The sequence below is a fragment of the Leptotrichia hofstadii genome (assembly GCF_007990525.1).
In the GTDB taxonomy this organism is placed as follows: domain Bacteria; phylum Fusobacteriota; class Fusobacteriia; order Fusobacteriales; family Leptotrichiaceae; genus Leptotrichia; species Leptotrichia hofstadii.
The window spans coordinates 2001659-2022330 of record NZ_AP019823.1; the positions used below are offsets into that span (position 1 = coordinate 2001659).

Here is a 20672-nt window from a genome sequence, read left to right on the forward strand (position 1 = left end):
AGATATGTAATAAAATTCAACCTATTTTCTAAAATATTATTTAACTTTAAAAAACTTCAATCTCAAAGCATTACCCAAAACAGATACTGAACTAAACGACATTGCAAAAGCCGCTATCATCGGATCCAATTTTGGTCCATTGAAAAATGCATAAAATATTCCAGCGGCAAATGGAATTCCCAGTACGTTATAAAAGAATGCCCAGAACAGATTTTCCTTTATATTTGTGATTGTTGCTTTACTTAATGCTATTGCACCCGCAACATCTCTCAAATCGTTTCTAATTAAGACAATATCAGCTGATTCTATAGCAACATCCGTTCCATTTCCTATCGCAATTCCAACGTTTGCCTGAGCCAGTGCTGGTGAATCATTAATTCCGTCTCCAACCATTGCAACAAATTCATCTTTTTCCTGAAGTTCCTTTACTTTTTGAGATTTCTGATAAGGCAGCACTTCTGAAATTACATCATCTATTCCCACTTGTTTTGCGATAAATTTGGCAGTTTTTTCGTTATCTCCAGTTAGCATTATTGTCTTGATTCCCATTTTTTTCAGTTTTTCTATAGCTTCCTTGCTTGTTTCCTTGATAACATCTGCAACTGCAACAAGTCCCGCCAATTCGTTATCAATCGAAATGTACATTGGCGTTTTTCCTTCATTCGACAAAATATCATAATCTTTTTGAGAAATTTCCACATTGATTTTTCGATTTTCCATCAATTTTCTATTTCCAATTTGAACTTCCTTGCCTTCAAATGTTGCACGAATACCGTAACCTGGCATTGTCCTAAATTTTTCATACGGCTTAATTTCAATATTTTTCTCTTTTGCTTCATTTACAATTGCCTCTGCTAACGGATGTTCTGAATCATTTTCCACACTTGCGGCAATTTTTAACAATTCCTTCTCGTTATAATTTCCATAAGCAATCAAATCAGTCAGTACAGGCTTTCCTTTCGTAATCGTACCAGTCTTGTCAAAGACAACAGTTTTGATTTTATGTGCTGTTTCAAGGGCTTCCCCGCTTTTTATAAGAATACCGTTCTCAGCCCCTTTTCCAGTTCCAACCATTATTGATGTAGGTGTTGCAAGTCCCAATGCACACGGACACGCAATTACAAGTACAGCGATGAAAAACGACAATGCAGTAACCAATCCACTTCCACTTAGAAACCAAGCAATCCCTGTAATTATCGCAATCCCAATAACAATTGGCACAAAATACGCCGACACAATATCTGCCATTCTAGAAATAGGAGCCTTTGACCCCTGTGCCTCCTCAACCAGCTTTATAATTTGCGACAAAACTGTATTTTTACCAATTTCAGTTGCCTCAAACCTGATACTTCCATTTTTATTAATACTTCCTCCAACAACCTTATCCCCAACTTTTTTGCTTACTGGCAAACTTTCTCCTGTCAACATTGACTCATCAACAGAAGTCGCCCCTTCTACAATTTTTCCATCTACAGCAATTTTTTCTCCCGGCTTCACAATAACAATATCTCCAACTTTCAAGTTTTCAATCAAAACTTCCTTTTCCGCTCCATTTTCAATAATTTTAGCCTTTTTAGGTTGAAGTCCGATAAGTTTTTTTATTGCCGATGAAGTTTGACCTTTTGTTTTTGCCTCCAGCAGTTTTCCAAACAAGATTAACGTAATAATTGTACCAGCCGACTCATAATATAAATCCATATGTGCTTCAGGGTCTACAGTTACAATTCTAAAAGTTGCGTAAATTCCATAGAGTACCGCCGCTGTTGCCCCAATAGCAATTAATGAATCCATTGTTGGAGATTTTCTTACTAAATTTTTAAATCCATGTGAAAAAAAATCTCTCCCAGCATAAATAATAGGCAAAGTCAGCACAAACTGTGCCAATGCAAAATTAAGCGGATTTACCTTAGGATTCAAAAATTCAGGAAGTGCTGCCCCAAGCATATGCCCCATCGAAATATACAAAAGTGGAACAACAAAAATAATTGCCAAAATTAATCGATTTTTCAAGCTTTTTATTTTCTCTTGATAAAGTTCCACCTTTTTATCTTCTGTCATATCCTCAACCAGTCCATACCCAGCCGACTCGACTATTTTCCTAATTTTGTCAAAATTATATTTTTTCTCATCATATTCAATATTCAATTTTTCAGTTGCAATATTAACTGAAGCATTAATATCATTATTTTTATTAAGTGCCTTTTCCACAGCATTGGCACAAGCTGCACAGCTCATTCCAGTTACTGTATAATTTTCTGTTTTCATGTTATGCTCCTTTCATTTTTTCAAAAATTCATTAACAATTAAAATCTAATTCCTCTAACTTTGTTTCATTTATAAATTTAATAAATTCTTGATAGCAGTACTTACTTATTTTATCATTCATTTCTTCTACAACATCATCAAGATCTTTACCGTCATCAGTATACTCTTCTTCCTCTTCGTTAAGCACTTGAAATTTTTTAACTAATCTAGGAACTAATTTTTCTAAAACTTCTTCATAGTTTTCTTTTTTTAAAATTTTTTCATAAATAGCATTATTATTAATATCAAAATTTATGATCCCATACACTATTCCCATTGATAGTGAATAACTGCAAAAAATATAGTATAAATTATCTATTCCTTTATTTTTTGCAACTTCTTGAAGTTCATTTCTTTCCTGACTTGGAGAAAAAGTTCTTGCATAACTCCAATTGGCACGTCCCTGTAATGTTAGAAGTTTTTCATCATAATAAACAATTGTATCATATTCAAGTTCTAGTATAGCATCATAGATATCCAAATCATCCAGTATATCATCTTCTTTTATCATATTATCTTTTTTATATTTAATTCTTGTGTAAAAGTCTATTATCTCTGACATAATCTTATCACCTCTTAATCAATTGGTCTAAATGTTGAATAACTTTCTGTCCATTCTCTCCATTCTTTTCGAGTTATTGTTTTTAAATCAAATTTTTTCATAAAATCGTATGGATCTTCATAACTTTCTAATGGAGTATTATCAATTATTTCTTTAGGGGCAACTTCATTGTCTATACCTAAATCAAATCCATGAAGCAATGCTATTTTTGCATATATTATAACATAAATATGTAAATAAAAACTATAGTTAGTAATACGATCTTTAACCAATGCCTTTGCTATTTTAGGCATCATCATCATATCTATCGTTTCTTTCATTTTTTCAATATCCTTTAATGCTAAAGCCTTCAAAAATTCCATTCCATAAACACGGTATCTATAATAACTATCTCTAAAATTTTTAGATTTTTTCAAATATACTGAACATCGCTTTTTCACTTCTTCAAAATCACCAATCATTGCTAATAAAGTTGTCCTTGTTATAAAAAAATCTCCATATGTGTTAGTTAAATTTCTATAAATATCTTTTTCTGAATTATAATCGTTAGGTTGTATTTCCTCTATATTATTTTTTAAAAACACTATAAAATCAGGATTATTTGACATCAGCATATAAAATAAATCTGAATTATCCAAAAATACCTTCTCATCTAATGCTTTTGATAAAAATTCCAATTTAGCAATTATATAGCAATAATATCTACAAGTTTTTATATCCTTTTCTACAAATAATTTTTTTGAAGATAGTTGTAAATATGAGAAACCTATATTTCTCATACAACTTAGCTGATTTCCTTTTTTATTTTCAATATAATTAAGTCTTTTGTTTATTGATTCAAAATCTAATTGGTTACTTGTTTCATTCAAAATTCTATTCACACCGAATTCGTATTTAGTTTTTCCCGCTAGAATATTCATTCTATACCTCCAGTTATCAAATTTTATACTTACTAAATATGTTCTTCTTTTTATTTTGAGAAGGAGTTAAAACTCCTTACTTCATAATACCTTACTTTATTAACACTTACAGTTTTCCTAACAAGTCTATTACTAAAATAACAAATTACTCTTGTGATTTCATTTAGTACACTATATCTTAAATATGCTTATGTCCACTATGTTCGCAATTACACTGCCCTTCAACACAATCACACAAAACTTCTTCCACAGCCGTTTTCCTCCTTTCCTCTACAGCCTTTAAAATCAAATCCAAGTCGTCAAAACTCAGTTCACTGTTCTCAATAACTTTCCCTATCATTTCTCCAACTTTCGTTTTACAAATTTTATCAAAAGTTCCTAATATATAACTGTTAGCAACTTCTTTTTCTGTAAAATCCGTCAAATAAATATACTTGTTCCCAATTTCCCTCTTTTTCAAAATATTCTTTTCCAGCAGCCGATTCAACAACGTCTTTATTGTAGCCTGTTTCCAGTTCATTTTCTCACAAAGCACCTCTGCCACAAACTTGCTCGTAACTTCGCTATTTGCCCACACAACACGCATTACTTCCCATTCTGCATCGGTTATATGCTGTTTTTTATCGATTCTGCAATTTTCTTTCACATTCTTACCTCCTTTAATGTTTACGTTTGTAATCTTTTTACATTATATAGTTTACAATAGTAATCGTTTTTTGTCAAGTTTTTTTGTTGTTTTTTAAATAATTTTGTGTTATAATACCTATGTAAATAACTCCTAAGAGGGAGTATCCTTATAGTTAATTAAATGGTGAACAAATTGGGCTAGATTTTTCTAGTCTTTTTTGTTATAATAATTTTACGGGTTTCACCACCCAAAAAATAAATTAAAATGTGAGAGCTTTTACACTCTCACACGAAAAAATTCAAATATATAAATTTTTTAGACTTCTTTTGTTTCTGCGACTTTTTTGTACCAATAAGCACTTTTCTTTGGATAACGTTTTTGCGTTTCAAAGTCTACGTAAAATAGTCCGTAACGTTTTTCATAACCGTTTGACCATGAGAAAACGTCCATTAGTGACCAGAGGAAGTAGCCTTTTACGTTTGCTCCATCTTTTATTGCATCTGAAATTACTTCCAAATGTTGTCTTATGTAATCTATTCTTGCATCGTCATACACTGTATTGTCTTCAAATACATCTTTATAGCCTAAACCATTTTCAGTAATATAGATTTTTTTGTAATTTGGATAATCTCTTTTAACTCTTGAGATTTGATCATAAAGACCTTGCGGATAAATTATCCAGTCCCAGTCAGTTCTTGGGATGCTTTCATTGGCTTTTCTTTGCCCCACCCCTTTTATCTGATATTTGGAACTTCCTTTATTTCCTGTTGCATTGTGGATAATTTCAGTTTCGCCATCGTATTCAGCCATCCAGTCGCTCATATAATAATTTATTCCTAAAAAATCATTCAAATCTTTTGCAGCTTTCAATTCTTCAAAATCTTCTGCCCTTAAATCTAATTTTCCGCCATTAACTTGCAAAATATGATTTACACCATCCATTGTTTCTTTTGAATATTCACCTTTAAAAGTTGCATCTAAAATAAATTTATTATGAATGATATCGTCCAGTTCTGCCGCTTTTACATCTTTAGGATTACTTGGATTATAAGGATATTTCGTTGGCAACGCACAAACCATTCCTATTTCTCCATTGTATCTGTTTTGCTTGAATAAATTTACTGCTTTTGCATGTGCCAAAACCATATTATGATGTGACTGAAACAATTTTTCAAAATCATATTTTATTCCTGGCGGAAATTTTCCAACCAAATATTGTCCGTCGCCAATAGGTCCAATTTCATTAAATGTTGTCCAATAATTTACTTCAGTAAATTCTTCAAAACAGAATTTAGCATAATCTACAAAATGTTCTATATTTTCACGATTTAAGAAATCTCCATTTGAATGTAAAACTTCTGGCGTATCAAAATGATGAAGCGTTACAAATGGTTCAACCTTTCTTTTTTTACATTCGGCAAACAATTTATGATAAAATTCCACTCCTTTGTGGTTCACTTTGCCATAACCTTCAGGAAAAATTCTTGACCATGCAATTGAAATTCTTATTCCATTTATACCGAACTCTTCGCAAAGTTTCAAATCTACTGGATATTGATTGTAAAAATCACTTGCCGGCTCAGCTGTATACCAGTAATTTTCTTCTAAAAAAGTATCCCAGGCTACACGGCCTTTACCATCTGTTTTTGTTGCGCCTTCAGCTTGATATGCTGCTGTCGCTCCACCGAAAATAAAATCTTCTGGTAATTTTTTTGACATAATTAAACCTCTCTTAGTATTAAAATATATTAATTAATCTTCAAATTGCGCTTGTACAAAATCTAATGCACCTTTACCGTCACGAGTCAAACTAATATATTGAGCCCCTTCGGTTTTTGCTAATTTAATTCCTAACTTATCAGTTTCTGCCTTCATATCTTCAAAATTTGATGCAACTTGCGGTGCAAGAATAACTAAATCAAATTCAGGAAGTATTTCACGGTGTGCACCATATCCACCTGCTGCAGCTTTAACTGGAACATTATGTTCTTTTGCCGCCTTATTTAAAGCATTTGCTAAAAGTCCGCTTGTCCCTCCACCAGCACATAATACAAGTACATTTGTTTCTTTTGTTATATTATTTTGAACAACACCGGCTTTTTCAAGAATGTTATCTGCTTTTTTAGTGTTGAAATTTGCAGCAACTTTTTCTTTTAATTCATCGTTTGTTTTTCCTAAACGTTCTTCCTCAAGAATCTGCTTATCGTATACTTTTACAAATGGATAATAGATAATAAAGTCTACAACGATTAAAAGCGCTGCTAAAACAAACGATAGTATTTGAAGATTTGTCCCTAATATTATACCCAATGGACCTGGAGTTGTCCATGGAAGATTAGCAGTAAAACTGTTCATTCCAAGTACATCTATAAATATTTTAAAAATCCAGACATTTACTATTGGTGCAAATATAAATGGTATAAAGAATACAGGATTTAATACAATTGGAGCACCAAATAGAATTGGCTCATTTACACCAAAGAATGTGGGTACAGCAGAAGCACGTCCAATAGCCTTATTTCTCTTAGATTTACAAAGCCACATAAACATAAATGGCACAATTAAAGTAGCTCCAGTTCCTCCCATTGTAACTATAAACATTTGTGTTCCCGAAGTCAAAATTTTATCTGCATGATGTCCAGCTCTCATAAGGTTTAGATTTGCATCTATATTAGCATAAGTAACAACTGCAATAGCTGGCTCTACAATTGAAGGCCCGTGAATTCCAACAAACCAGAAGAAAGCATAAGCTCCAAATATAAGAGTAATTCCTACATATCCATCTGCTGCTGAAAATAACGGTCCAAAAAGTTTACCTACTGCTTCTGCAACTCCTGTTCCGATAAAGTGACGTACAAAAATCTCAAGAACATAAAGTAATACTATTGATAAAGTAAATGGTATTACATCTTTAAAAACTTGTGAAATATTAGGTGGAACTTCTGACGGCATTTTTATCGTTACTTCATTTTTTACACAGAATTTATAAATTGTTACAATTATAAATGCTGCTAAAAATGCAGTTAAAAGTCCTTTTGTACCCAAGAATCCAGTTGAAATGCCACCTTCAATTGGATCTGCCGCTAATAATAGCAGTCCAACCATTGAAGCTAAAAGTGTAGAAAGATAATTAATTTGATTAGTTGCCGGCATAGAACGATTTACAGAATCTGTTAATGATTTAGCTGTTGTTCCTGCTACTAAAAATGCTAAGATTCCCATAGAATAACCGTATGGTTTCATTAATAAAGCCTCTATATTTTTTGGCCAAAAAAATCCAAAAGCATTTGGTACATAAGCAATTAAGATAAAAATACTAGAAAATAGTATAACTGGCATACCAGCTATAAAACCATCACGAATTGCTCTTAAATATATATTCCGAGATAATTTTTCAAAAAAAGGCTTTCCTTTTTCTATAAATTCAATCAGTTTTTTCATTTACTTTGCTCCTCTTTTATATAATTCTATCAAATGTTTCATTAATTCTTTCAATAATATTGTTGTCATTAAATGATCCTGTCCATGAACCATAATAAAACTCATTTCCAAATTTTCTCCAGCTGCTTCTTTACCTAAAATATCTGTTTGTGAATTATGAGCACCAACCAAACATTCCTCAGCTTCTTTTACTAAATTTTCTGCTTCCTCAAACTCTCCATTTTGTGCTTTATTTAATGCTGTCATCAATTTAGATCTTGCATCTCCTGCATAAGCCACTATTTCAAATCCAACCATTGTAACATCTTCTTTAGTCATAATTTTCTCCCTTTTGAAATAATATTTTTAATTTTTCTAATCATACTTTATTTAATTATTGCTTTTTTTATTTCTTAATCTATTTTTCTTTCCAAGATGTTGCTGTTCTTTCAACCACTTCATTTAGTTCTTCGATGTTTTTTCTTCCAATTGTATTCAACCATTCTACAGTTGCTTTTTCACCTTCCTTAGCAAACACTTCTACTCCATTTGCCCAAGTAGCTCTTCCACATAGTACCCCATTAAATTTAGCACCTGAATCATGAGCAAATTTTAACGTATCTTGGAAAAGTTTTGCACTTACTCCAGCACTTAGGTAAATATATGGCAATGATGTTGATTCTTCCTGAAGTTTAAAGTAATTTGCAGCTTCCTCTTTTGTGTAAACAGTTTCTCCGTCGCTAAACCCTTCTACAAATTTCATATTTACTGGAACTTCCACTTTTAAAACATCAACATTGTATCTCGGATCTGAAAATACTTTCATTGCTTCAATAACTTTTCTAGGTTTTACTTTTGCATATTCTGCCGTGCTGTTGTCATCAATTTTACAGTCGTAACTTAATATTTCCAAAAAGAAAGGTATATCTTCTGCGACACATTCAGCTCCTACTCTTTCCATATATGCTTTTTTCTGAATATTAATTTCTTCACTTTCATCTACGTCATAATACAATAAAAATTTTACTGCATCTGCCCCTTCTTCTTTTAGCCTTTTAGCTGACCATTCAACAAGACAGTCTGGCAATCTTCCAACTGCATTTGCATCATATCCTGTCTTTTCATAAGCTAATAATAATCCAGCATCTTTATCTCTAGCTTTTGCTGCATCCAGTCCGTATTCAGGATCTAGTAAAATTGAAGAAGAATATTTTGTTAAATGTTTTGAAACTAATACTTTAAACTCCTTTATTTGTTCAGCTGTTGCTTCAGATTCTTGATGTTTATTTAACATCTTTTTCAAAGCTCCTCTTTGGTCAATTGCTAGTGCTGATATAAATCCATTTTTATCGCTTAAATTTTCTAAATATTTTCTTTTTTGTTCAGTTAATTTCATTATTTATTCCTCCTTATAAATTTCGTTTAATATTCAACTATCTCAATTTTGCTAAATACTTTTTCATAATTTTCCAAATTTACAAATCCTGTCAATTTTTCCATCGCATTTAACATTCCCAGCGTATTAGCCTTCTTCAATAAATTTTCATCACTTGCATTTTCGTAAATTGCCGATGTAATTCCAGCCACTGTGGAATCGCCAGAACCTACAGGATTTACAACTTCTATTTTCGGAATATTAACTTTATAAAATTTGTCATTATGTTTTGCAAAAGCACCATCTGCTCCGAGTGAAACTATAATCCATTCAATTCCGTCAAATAATTCATTTTTCAAAGTTTCCTTTAATTCTCCAATGTCTTTCGATACTTCTTTCCCAATCAACTGCGATAATTCTTCTGTATTAGGTTTTATAACTTTTGGATTATATTCATGCTTTAAAACTTCCAGCAACGCTTTTCCTGAGCAGTCAAGGACAACAGGCTTTTCATATGTATTACAAATTTGAATCATTTTTGAATAATAATCATCTTCTAGCCCATTAGGCAAGCTTCCTGAAATTGAAATAATTTCAACTTCTTGTACTAAATTTTTAAAATATTCTAAAAATTTTTCACTTTCAGATTGACTGATTGTAGGCCCATTTTCCAAAATTTCCGTCTGATTTCCTTCGTGTAGAATTGCAATACAGTTTCTAGTTTCCCCTGAAATTTCAAAAAAATGGTTTTCTATTCCCATTTCTGTTAATTTTTCCTGAATATCCATTCCTAAAGCCCCGCCTATAAGCCCTGTTGCTATAACTTTATCATCTAGCTGTTTTAGCACTCTTGTTACATTCAGACCTTTTCCTCCAGGTGTCTTACTTACTTTAGAAACTCTATTTACTGTATCTAAATTAAATTTTTCCAAAGGATATGAAATATCAACAGATGGATTCATTGTTACAGTTAAAATCATTTTATCCAGCCCCTTTAATCTTTATATTCTCCTCTGTCCCATTTTTCCAAAAATTCTGTGAAAAAATTATCGTTTTTTTGTTCAGGATTTATAGTTTCTACTTCTTTTATTTTTGCAATCAGTTTTTCACTTTCATCATTTTTTTTATACTCAGCCTTTATAAATGCTTCCACAATATCAAATAATAGTAGTTCTCCTATTATCTTCCCACCAAATCCAATAACGTTTGCATTTAAAATTTCCTTTGCGTGAATTGCAGTCGTCATATCACGCACTAATGCTGAACGTACTCCAGGAACTTTATTTACACTATTATTAATTCCAACACCTGTCCCACATATACATACTCCTAAATCAGCTTTTCCGCTGACAACAGCTTCTCCAACTCTTTTCCCATAAATTGGATAATGAGTACGTGTAAAGTCATAAGTTCCACAATCTAACACTTCATAACCTTTAGATTTCAAAAAATCTGACAATGCAATTTTCACATCTGTTACAATATGATCACATCCAATAGCTATTTTCATATCTTTACCATCCTTTTTCATTCATAATTTAAATTTATCTATACATATTTACTCAATTTCTTTGTCCTAATTAACACATTTTATTTAACATATCCACTCTTATTTGATGTCTACCGCCATCATATCCTGCCCTTAAAAATTCCTTTACAATATTTTTAGCAAGCTCTGTTCCGACAATTTTAGAACCCATAGTTATTATTCTTGAATTGTTATGACCCCTTGTCATGTATGCAGAACGTTCATCTGAAACTTCTGCGGCAATCATTCCCTTTATCTTTGCAGCTACCATGAAACTTCCATCGCCATACGCATCAAATACGACCCCAAGACTGTCCTTGTCTGCAAGAACCTCCTTGGCTACCGAAACCGTTGTATCAACAAAATCTCTATCTGCTGATTTGTCAACAACATCAAATCCATTTTGAATCAAATAATCCTTGACAATATCTTTTAATTCTTTGCCATCTGCGTCAGCACCTAATATAACTTTCATTATTTTTTCCTCCATCTTTTAATTTTTTCTACGTAGCTTTACTTTTTCAAATAATATATTATTTATATCCCACAATTGAAATATACCCCCAAAAAACCGAAATTACAATACAGTAAAACCGTTAAAAATAAGTCTTGTTTAGTAAACAAAATTTTTTTAGAAATAATTTTTTATTTGTTAAAAGAGTAATTTTAAGTAAACAGAAATGAAATTATTTGAGTTATAATTTAATTTTTTTTATAAATTATATTAATTTTAAAATTAATAAAATCATTTTAATACTAAACTCCTTTTAAAAATAGAAACAAATTTTTATAACAGAACTATTTGACAACTAATTCATAATTATTCAACTTTTTTATTTTTTATTCTTTATCAAAAAGATTTATAACAAATTCATAACTTAAACGAAATTTAGTATTAAAACTGAAAAGTAAAGATATAATTATTCTTCTAAAATTTTAAAAAATTGGAGCAAAAATAAAAAATGAGGACACTTTTTGTCCCCATCAAATACTTCCACAGCTTTCCCTTTCTATCAGTTCTACTGGCAAATATACTTTTTTCCTGTAACTTCTCTTGTTCTCAAGCAGTTCTGTCAATACATTTATCGTTTCTTCTGCAATAATTTTTGTATCTATCCTGAGCGTTGTCAATGGCGGAGTCATATATTGGGAAATTTTTAAGTCATTAAACCCAATAATTGAAATATCGTCAAAAATTTTTAAATTCCATTCCCTTACAGCTTTATAGGCTCCCATAGCAATGGAGTCATTTGCACAAAAGACTGCAGTTGGCTGTTCTTTTAACTTAAGCATTTCTCTCATCATTTTGTATCCTGATTCTGCAGAAAATTCATCCACTTTTACAAATTTTTCATCATACAGTTCATATTCCTTCATAATTTCAATAAAATACTCCTCCCTAAAGTCCACAAGATTTCTAACAATCTGATTTCTTCCCACTAACAGTCCAATTTTTTTATGACCCAACTTCAGCAGGTAATCAATTACAATTTTTACTGAATGTTTCATATCGAATTTTATATAATCGATGGAATTATCAAAATTATAGGCATCCACACAAATAATATTATCATTCAGCGACTTTAAAAAATCCAGCTGGCTCCTTTTTATCTCCCCAATTACAACAATGGCACTGGAAATAATGAAATTCATCAAGATTTCCTCATTTTTTTCAAATGTCTGCAACTCAAAAACTTTACTTTTTATCCCTTTTTTCTTCAACGCATATTCCAAATCCAGCCTCAATGATACAAAATATGGATCCTCACTTTCTATCCTTTCATCAAAGGACTTTATAATTGAAATATTTAACTGCGTACTTTTTCTTTTTGTATTTTTTTTCTTATAATTTAGCTCCTTAACGGCTTCCAGTACCCTTCGCTTAGTTTCTGCTGTAACCCCAAAATACTCATCATTATTCAAAATCCTTGAAACAGTAGCAATTGAAACTCCTGCGCGCCTTGCAACATCTCTAATCGTAGACATCTTTTTACCTCTCAGCAATCTTAAATTTTATTATCATTTATAATATGCTTTACTTAATTTTCTATTTGTTTTTTAATATATCTTTTCAATTTTTTTAGTAAAAATACCAGTTAGTTTACTAAACGAAATTTTATAGGATCAAGTTATAGAAAAAATTATGAAAAACTGGTATAATTAAATTGCTTAAATTAAAAAATTATTTAAGTTTAACAGTTTACAAAAAGGAGAATTATTGTGAATAAAACAAATATTTTAATATTTATATTTTTACTATTGGGAACGGTTTCGTGTACGCCACTTTCAGAAGGGCTCACAATGAAAAGCGAAGTTTATAATGCAGACAATGTGGATTTTTATTATGATCTGACGTATAAAAAAGACGGAGAAACGCATTATGAAAGGCAGATTTGGGAGCAGGCCTATGATATTCTGGATAAGGCAGAGGATTTTTTCCTGATGGATATTTTTGTATTTAATGACTATCTCGGGAAAGGTGTCAAGGAAAAGCTGCAGCCTTTACCGATTGCAGAGGAATTCGCACAGAAAATCCTTGAAAAAAGGGAAAAAGATCCGAATGTGGAAATATACTTGATACTCGATGAAAGTAACACTTTTTATGGGGCATTTGACAACAAAACTCATAAAAAGCTGGAGCAGGCAGGTGTAAAAATCGGATACGTGGATTTAACAAAATTAAGAGATCCAATGCTTGTTTATTCGGCTCCATGGCGTCTTTTTATACAGCCTTTTGGAAATCCGAAAAATCGTGGAAAAACTAAAAATCCAATTTACGAAGGTACTGACAAAGTTACAATACGTAGCATTTTACGAGCATTAAATGCTAAAGCTAATCACAGAAAACTTATTATGAATGAAACTACGGCAATGCTGACATCGGCAAATCCACATGCAGAAGGTTCAAAGCACTCAAATGTGGCATTTAAGTTTTCATCGCCAATTATTAAGGAAATTTACGAAGGAGAAAAGCCGGCTGCAAAAATTACTAAAAAAGACGGAAGTTTAAAGCAAAAATTACCAGATAAGGATTTTAGTAAAATTCCATTTTCTAAAAATGACAAGCTAAAATTACAATATTTTACGAATGGAGCAACAGCTAAAGATATTTCCCAAGAATTAAAAAACACACAGTTTGGAGAAAAAGTCATTATTGCCCAGTTTTTCCTTGCAGACAGAGGAATAATTAACGATATAAGAAAAGCTGCACGGCGTGGAGTAAAATTTGAGATAATTTTGAATAATTCAAATGCAGGACTCCCAAACAAAGCCGCTGCTGGAGAACTAATGAAATATGCAAGAAAACATAATTATGACATAAATATCAAGTTTTACAACAAAGGAGAGGAAATGTACCACGTAAAAATGCTTTCTATTTTGAAAAATGATTATTTGATAACTTACGGCGGCTCAACAAACTTTACAAGAAGAAATATGCGTAATTTCAATTTGGAAAATGAACTAAAAATTATGTCAGCTTATGACCAGAAAATTTCCAAAGATATTTTGGATTATTATGACAGATTATGGACAAACAGAGACGGAGAGTTCACACTTCCTTATGATGAACATAAAAATGAAAAATTAATGAATGATTTATTGTTTAGATTTATGGAAATGAATGGGTTTGGAGCCTTTTAAAATATAAATATAGCCTTAAATACTTATATTGCAGTAAAGGTTTGTCCTAATAATTAAAATAATTTATTTGAAAAATTTAAAGAATAAATATATGGATTTTATTAAAAGAAAAAGAGTGATTTTTATGGAAAGTGAAATTAAGACGAACAAGATTAAGATAGAAAAAATAAATGAGAATGATTATAATCGAATTTTTGTAATGTCAGATATTCATGGACAGTATGATTTGTTTTTGAAAATGCTGGATAGAATTGACTTAAAAAGAGAAGATTTACTTGTGATTATAGGGGATATTTGTGACAGAGGGAAAAAGTCTTACGAAATTTATATGAAATGTATCAAAATGATAAAACTTGGGTATAACCTAAAGTTTATTTTGGGAAATCATGAAGATATGTTTCTTGAAGACTTGGAAAATGATTATCCAATTAGATATGAAACAGAATATTCTGTTTTTAGAAATTCTAAATATTTTGAAAATAAGGATATGAAAGATTGGCATGAAGAGAATTTTTTGGAAGAAATAGAATGGCTTGTGAAATGGCTTAAAAACTGTCCTTTGGTAATTTCTGGGAATGAAAATATATTTGTACATGCAGGGCTTAATTTGAAGAAGGTTTTGGAGAAGCAAGAAAAGGAAACAGTGCTTTGGACCAGAGAAGAGTTTTGGCTTGCGGAAAATGTAGAACTTGAAGAATACAAAGGTAAAAACATATATTTTGGTCATACGCCTAATATAAATGGAAGAATTTCTAAAAAAACTGATAGAATAAAGGGAATAGACTGTGGTGCATTTTTTACCCATTTTTTAGGATGTGTAGAAATCAAGAGTCAAGAGGAAATTTATGTTTATGAAAACGAGTATATTCAGTTTCCAGAAGTTCTGGATAAAGTTTTTAGAGAGATCTGGAATGAGGAAGTGGCAGAGTTTATAGATTCTGAAAAGTATAAGATTAAAAGTCGAAAAAGTGGAATCGAAAAAATTAGGATTTTGAAAAAGCTAGATAGAGAAGAAAAGAAAGTGTTAAAAAAATTTTTTGAAAAATATAAAAAGATGTTTTGTAAAAATATCTAAAATTAAATTAACAAAAAATAGAGGTAGATATGAAAACAAAATTACTGATATTATTTTTAGTTTTTTCAATTTACTGTTTTTCACAGCAAAAATATAAAAAGATTAATAATTTAAGAAATTATGAAACAGGAAGTGAAACATATCGGAATAGAATGCGTGAATTAATTCTAGAAATTAAAAAAAATACATCTAAAGATAGATTGCTAATTACTCAAAATGGAAATGAATTGTATTTTTATAATGGGGAATTAAACAAAGATTTTATCAATGTAACAGATGGGACAACACAGGAATCTCTTTATTATGGGGCAGAATTTAAATTGACAAATCCAACGTCAAAAAAACAAAAGGAACAGTTGTTAAATTGGTTAATACCTGTTAAAAAATATGGGAAGCCAGTATTTGTAATAAATTATGGAAGTGGTCAAAAAGTTAGGCAGGATTTGTTAAAAAAGTCTGAACAAACAAAATTTATAAATGAGTTGTTGCCATCATTTGAGGCAAACATGACGTATGTTCCAGTACAGCGTTTTAATGCAGACAATATAACTTCATTAGCAGATGTAAAAAACTTTCTTGTACTGCTAAATCCTGAAAAATTTAAAAATATAGATGCGTTTTTTGAATATTTAAAACAAACAGACTATGATTTATTGTTAATAGAATTATCACATAATGGTAAATTTATGACAAAGAATCAAATTTCAATTTTAAAAAGAAAGAAGAATGGAGCAAAACGTAAAGTAATTGCATATTTTAGTATTGGGGAAGCTGGAAATTATAGAAGTTACTGGAAAGAAGAATGGAATAATAAAAGCAAAAGACCAAACTGGATAGTAGAAGAAAATCCTTATTGGAAGGGAGATTTCATTGTTAAATATTGGAGCAGCGAATGGAAACAAATAGTTAAGGATTATCAGAAAAAATTGGATGAAATTGGTGTAGACGGTTATTTATTAGATACAGTAGATATCTATTACAACTTTGAAGATAAATTTGAAAAAACTGGAAAAATTATTGATTAGAAAATTTTTGGGGATTGACATTTTTAGAAAATATGATATAATAAATGTGTAAAAATCCCTAAGGGAGACTTTGTATAATATTTAAAAAAAATGTGCTACAAATTAGACTGGAAAAATCCAGTCTTTTTTGTTATAATATTTTAGGTGAGTTTTAGCACAACTCACAAAATATTATATAAAGGAGCTAGTGAGATGGTAGATTTCATTGCGATATTTATTCTTTTTGTAATTATTTATTACATCTTGAATAGATAGAGCATGAATTTCACCTCTACTCCTCGCCCTTAGGGGAATACTTTAAAATTTAAGGAGGAAATATTAACAATAAATTTGTTAAAACAAAAAATGAACAAAATTAAAAACATTGCAATTATTGCACACGTAGATCACGGAAAAACGACTCTTGTCGATGCTTTATTGAAACAGGCAGGAACATTTGGGGAACATGAAAAAGTAGATGAAAGAATTATGGATAGTAATGATTTGGAGAAGGAAAGAGGGATTACGATTTTTTCTAAAAACGCTTCATTTCATTATGATGGATATAAGATAAATATTGTGGATACTCCTGGCCATGCGGATTTTGGTGGGGAAGTACAAAGAATCTTGAAAATGGTAGATTCTGTTTTGCTTCTAGTAGATGCATTTGAAGGTGTTATGCCACAGACTAAATATGTATTGAAACAGGCATTAGAGCATGGACTTCGTCCAATTGTAGTAGTTAATAAGATTGATAGGCCAAATTCAGATCCTGATGCAGTTGTGGATTCTGTTTTTGATTTATTTGTAGATTTAGGAGCAAATGACATTCAGCTTGATTTTCCAGTAGTTTATGCGTCTGCAAAAAATGGATTTGCTAAACTGGAACTGGAAGATGAAGATAAGGATATGAAACCGCTTTATGATAAAATTATGGAGCATGTGGAAGATCCTGAAGGAGATGTGAATGAGCCGCTTCAAATGCTTGTTACAAATACTGAGTATGATGAATATGTAGGGAAATTAGGAACTGGAAGAATTTATAATGGGAAAATTGAAAAAAATCAGGAAATTACATTGATTAAGAGAAATGGCGACTTGGTAAATGGTAAAGTTACTAGAATTTATGGATATGATGGTCTGAAAAAAGTTGAAATGGAAGCAGCGTTTGCTGGAGATATTGTAACAATTGCGGGAATTGAACAAATTGACATAGGAGAAACTGTGGCAAGTAAAGAAAATCCTAAGCCATTACCATTAATTGATATTGATGAACCGACACTTGCGATGACCTTTATGGTAAATGATTCGCCATTTGCAGGGCAAGATGGAAAATTTGTAACTTCGAGAAATATTTTGGAAAGATTGCAAAAGGAAGTAAATCATAACGTGAGTATGAGGCTTGAAATGACAGATTCGCCAGATGCGTTTATTGTAAAAGGAAGAGGAGAGCTTCAATTATCTATTTTGCTTGAAAATATGAGAAGAGAAGGTTACGAAGTGGCAGTTTCAAAACCTGAAGTTATTTTTAAAGAAGAAAATGGACAGAAACTAGAGCCAATTGAACTTGCAATTATCGATGTTGCCGATGAGTTTGTAGGAGTTGTAATTGAAAAATTAGGACTTAGAAAAGGTGAGATGGTAAACATGAATCAAGGAAGCGACGGATATACAAGACTTGAGTTCAAAGTGCCATCACGTGGATTAATCGGATTTAGAAATGAATTTTTGACGGAAACAAGAGGAACAGGAATTATAAATCACTCATTCTTTGAATACGGACCTTTCAAGGGAGAAGTTACAGGCCGAAGAAGAGGAGTTTTAATCGCAATGGAGCCTGGAACAAGCCTAGGTTACTCATTAAATAATTTACAGCCACGTGGAATCCTATTTATAGGACCGGGAGTGGAAGTTTACGAGGGAATGATAGTTGGAGAGCATTCAAGAGAAAACGACTTAGTTGTAAATGTATGTAAAGGTAAGAAACTTACAAATATGAGGGCCGCTGGAAGTGATGATGCTGTGAAATTGGCACCTCCAAAGGAATTTACGCTGGAATTGGCGCTTGAATATATTGAAAATGATGAATTAGTGGAAATTACGCCTAACTCTATCAGACTTAGAAAAAAATATTTGAATGCTAATGATAGAAAAAAATATGAAAACTCTAAAAATTAAATATTAATATAAATTAGTAGCGATGTGATTTTTATGGATAATATAAAACTGCAAGAAAAATTAAAAGCCGAGTTGTCAGATGAAAAAATAAAATTTATTGAAAAATATAGTTTGGAAATCAATTCCAGAAGGCAATGGATAACTAGAAGAAATAATACACCAGAACGTTTGTATTTTTCACATAAGTTTATTTCACAAAATAATATTTTAGAAATAGTTTTTAGAAAATATCAGCTTTGTTTTGCAAAATTGAAATATTTTAGAGAAAATATTGAAAAGTATGATTTTTATAAATATACTCCAAAAGAAGGTTTTATAAAGACGCAATTGTGGGATGTAGAATTTTTTTATCATAGAAAATCAGAAAAAATAATAGATTTAAGATATTTACAGCAAATAAGAAAAGTGGAAGATTTTTTGGAACTTATCGAATGGCTTGATAGTTTTGAAAAATAACAAATAAAACTGGAGCTAAAAAAATTTAATAGTTCCAGTTTTTTTATTGTTTTAAATTTATAAAATTTATTAGACTTGTTCGGAAATTTAATATTCCTTATCTTTTTACATGTAATGTTTATTTCGTTATATTTCTAAATTTATATAGTTATTAAGCAGAGCTGTTAATTTTTTTTAGTTTCTACCATTTTAGCCTGTTTTAAAATGCTGTCTGGTATTTTTATTCCCAATAATTGCATATTCTGCCTATTAATTTCTATTTGAAGATTTTTAACTGTTTCTATTGGGATTTCATTTGGTTTCTTGCCTTTTAGTAAAATTTCCGCTGCGATTTCTCCAGAACGGTAACCGATATTGTAGTCGGTAGTTCCTTGTGAAATCAGCCCTCCTGCATTTGAGTAAACGTCATTTGTAGCTAGAACTGGGACTTTTGCGTTGTTAAAAACATCCAGTATTGCCGCAAAATATGATGCTACTGTGTTGTCCTGAATGGCATAGTAGATATCAATGTCCTTTGAAATAAGATTTGCCGCGGCAACCATTTCCGTACCGTTTGTAACGGCTTTTTCCACTACTGTGAATCCATGCTCTCCTGCCAGTTTTTTCAAATTATTTACTTCAGAAACTGAATTTTGTTCAGACGAATTATAAATGATTCCTATTTTTTTCGCTTCTGGTAATAATTCTCTCATTAATTTTAAATTTTCTTTAATTGGGGCTGCCCCGCTTGTTCCTGTAACATTAGGAATTCCTACTAGTCCTGCACTTTTTGGATCTGTAACTGAACCAAATATAACTGGCGTTTCGCTTCCAATCTGATTTTTAGCCGCTTGTGCCGTTGGCGTTGTAATCGCAAATACCAAATCCTTCTTATCTGCTGCGAACTGTTTCATAATTAATGTCTGATTGCTCATATCATTATTTGCAATCTTGTCATCATAATCAGCTTTTACTCCAGCCTTTTCCAACGCATCTTTAAACCCTTGTTTTGCAGCATTTAACGCTGGATGGTCTACAATCTGTGACAATCCAATCTTATAAACCTTTTCACTAACTTTGGAATCCTTTTTTTGCTCTTGAGAATCATTACTTTTTTTGTTTCCGCAAGACAAAAGCATTCCTCCTAACATACCAAATAATAGTACACCTCTCATAATTTTTTTCATCTGTTTTCCTCCTAAAATAAATAATTTTTAAATCGTACTATTATTTTACCATATTTTTAAAAAATTTCCAGTATATTTTGAAATATATTATTTTTTTAAATATATATTAATTAATCATTCAGTATTTTATTAGGCTTTTTCTTAATGGTATACCATTTTTTATTGCAATAGCAGATTTTTTGTAAAGTTTTAATTTTTAAAAATTAAAAATTATATTTTAATTATTTAAAAATATTAGTTTTTTATTCCTTTGCAATAAATTTGTTATTTAAACTGAGTCTAGTATAAAATATGTCTTATAATACAAAGATATAAAAAGAAGGCCGCCATTTCTGGCAGCCCTCTCTAATCAAGCTATTTATTGTAGCCGTCAAGGCTTCTTCCGTTCATCGTTAAAATTTTCTGTAAGACCAT

The 20672-nt window shown here is 31.0% G+C and carries 18 protein-coding genes; 5 read left to right on the forward strand and 13 right to left on the reverse strand.

All coding sequences use genetic code 11. The features are described from left to right. Positions 1 to 36: 36 nt before the first annotated feature. The 12 genes from FVE77_RS09590 to FVE77_RS09645 all read right to left on the reverse strand — a co-directional run bounded on the left by FVE77_RS09590 (position 37) and on the right by FVE77_RS09645 (position 12723). Positions 37 to 2265 carry a heavy metal translocating P-type ATPase gene (locus FVE77_RS09590; protein WP_051254524.1) on the reverse strand — a complete coding sequence of 743 codons (2229 nt, stop codon included), beginning with the start codon at positions 2263 to 2265 and terminating at the stop codon, positions 37 to 39. Positions 2266 to 2296: 31 nt separating this feature from the next. Then, complete coding sequence (locus tag FVE77_RS09595; protein ID WP_026746919.1) at positions 2297 to 2866, reverse strand: hypothetical protein; 570 nt, start codon at positions 2864 to 2866, stop codon at positions 2297 to 2299. Positions 2867 to 2880: 14 nt separating this feature from the next. Beyond that, positions 2881 to 3786, reverse strand: a complete 906-nt coding sequence (locus FVE77_RS09600; RefSeq protein ID WP_081690347.1) for an Imm49 family immunity protein — start codon at positions 3784 to 3786, stop codon at positions 2881 to 2883. Positions 3787 to 3964: 178 nt separating this feature from the next. Next, the gene (locus FVE77_RS09605) at positions 3965 to 4432 is read right to left on the reverse strand and encodes a CopY/TcrY family copper transport repressor (RefSeq protein WP_026746918.1); all 468 of its coding nucleotides are present in this window, start codon (positions 4430 to 4432) and stop codon (positions 3965 to 3967) included. A 297-nt stretch (positions 4433 to 4729) separates the two neighbouring features. Then, positions 4730 to 6133 carry a 6-phospho-beta-galactosidase gene (gene lacG / locus FVE77_RS09610; RefSeq protein WP_026746917.1) on the reverse strand — a complete coding sequence of 468 codons (1404 nt, stop codon included), beginning with the start codon at positions 6131 to 6133 and terminating at the stop codon, positions 4730 to 4732. A gap of 33 nt (positions 6134 to 6166) precedes the next feature. Then, positions 6167 to 7855, reverse strand: coding sequence for a lactose-specific PTS transporter subunit EIIC (locus FVE77_RS09615; RefSeq protein WP_026746916.1), 1689 nt, complete (start codon positions 7853 to 7855; stop codon positions 6167 to 6169). Further along, entirely contained in the window at positions 7856 to 8173 is a 318-nt protein-coding gene (locus FVE77_RS09620) for a PTS lactose/cellobiose transporter subunit IIA (RefSeq protein WP_021744668.1), read from the reverse strand. It abuts the gene before it with no gap. A 79-nt stretch (positions 8174 to 8252) separates the two neighbouring features. Beyond that, the gene (gene lacD, locus FVE77_RS09625) at positions 8253 to 9230 is read right to left on the reverse strand and encodes a tagatose-bisphosphate aldolase (protein ID WP_021744669.1); all 978 of its coding nucleotides are present in this window, start codon (positions 9228 to 9230) and stop codon (positions 8253 to 8255) included. A gap of 26 nt (positions 9231 to 9256) precedes the next feature. Further along, positions 9257 to 10189: a tagatose-6-phosphate kinase gene (locus FVE77_RS09630; RefSeq protein ID WP_026746915.1), complete on the reverse strand. Its 933-nt coding sequence runs from the start codon at positions 10187 to 10189 to the stop codon at positions 9257 to 9259. A 14-nt stretch (positions 10190 to 10203) separates the two neighbouring features. Continuing rightward, positions 10204 to 10740: a galactose-6-phosphate isomerase subunit LacB gene (gene lacB, locus FVE77_RS09635; RefSeq protein WP_332102968.1), complete on the reverse strand. Its 537-nt coding sequence runs from the start codon at positions 10738 to 10740 to the stop codon at positions 10204 to 10206. Positions 10741 to 10789: 49 nt separating this feature from the next. Beyond that, on the reverse strand, positions 10790 to 11212 hold the full coding sequence (lacA, locus tag FVE77_RS09640; protein WP_026746913.1) for a galactose-6-phosphate isomerase subunit LacA: 423 nt from the start codon (positions 11210 to 11212) through the stop codon (positions 10790 to 10792). A 509-nt stretch (positions 11213 to 11721) separates the two neighbouring features. Then, positions 11722 to 12723 (reverse strand): LacI family DNA-binding transcriptional regulator, encoded by a 1002-nt coding sequence (locus FVE77_RS09645; protein ID WP_026746912.1) that lies wholly within the window; start codon positions 12721 to 12723, stop codon positions 11722 to 11724. A 234-nt stretch (positions 12724 to 12957) separates the two neighbouring features. Here FVE77_RS09645 and FVE77_RS09650 point away from each other — a divergent pair, with 234 nt between their 5' ends. From FVE77_RS09650 to FVE77_RS09670, 5 genes are all read left to right on the forward strand, one after another. Then, positions 12958 to 14379, forward strand: coding sequence for a phospholipase D-like domain-containing protein (locus FVE77_RS09650; protein WP_026746911.1), 1422 nt, complete (start codon positions 12958 to 12960; stop codon positions 14377 to 14379). Between the two features lie 124 nt (positions 14380 to 14503). Then, entirely contained in the window at positions 14504 to 15454 is a 951-nt protein-coding gene (locus FVE77_RS09655) for a metallophosphoesterase (protein ID WP_036088263.1), read from the forward strand. 29 nt (positions 15455 to 15483) lie between these two features. After that, on the forward strand, positions 15484 to 16479 hold the full coding sequence (locus FVE77_RS09660) for an endo alpha-1,4 polygalactosaminidase (protein ID WP_026746909.1): 996 nt from the start codon (positions 15484 to 15486) through the stop codon (positions 16477 to 16479). A 345-nt stretch (positions 16480 to 16824) separates the two neighbouring features. Continuing rightward, positions 16825 to 18636: a translational GTPase TypA gene (gene typA / locus FVE77_RS09665; RefSeq protein ID WP_026746908.1), complete on the forward strand. Its 1812-nt coding sequence runs from the start codon at positions 16825 to 16827 to the stop codon at positions 18634 to 18636. A gap of 33 nt (positions 18637 to 18669) precedes the next feature. After that, entirely contained in the window at positions 18670 to 19092 is a 423-nt protein-coding gene (locus FVE77_RS09670) for a hypothetical protein (protein ID WP_026746907.1), read from the forward strand. Positions 19093 to 19256: 164 nt separating this feature from the next. Here FVE77_RS09670 and FVE77_RS09675 read toward each other — a convergent pair whose 3' ends face one another. Further along, complete coding sequence (locus FVE77_RS09675) at positions 19257 to 20258, reverse strand: ABC transporter substrate-binding protein (RefSeq protein ID WP_026746906.1); 1002 nt, start codon at positions 20256 to 20258, stop codon at positions 19257 to 19259. Between the last annotated feature and the right edge of the window lie 414 nt (positions 20259 to 20672).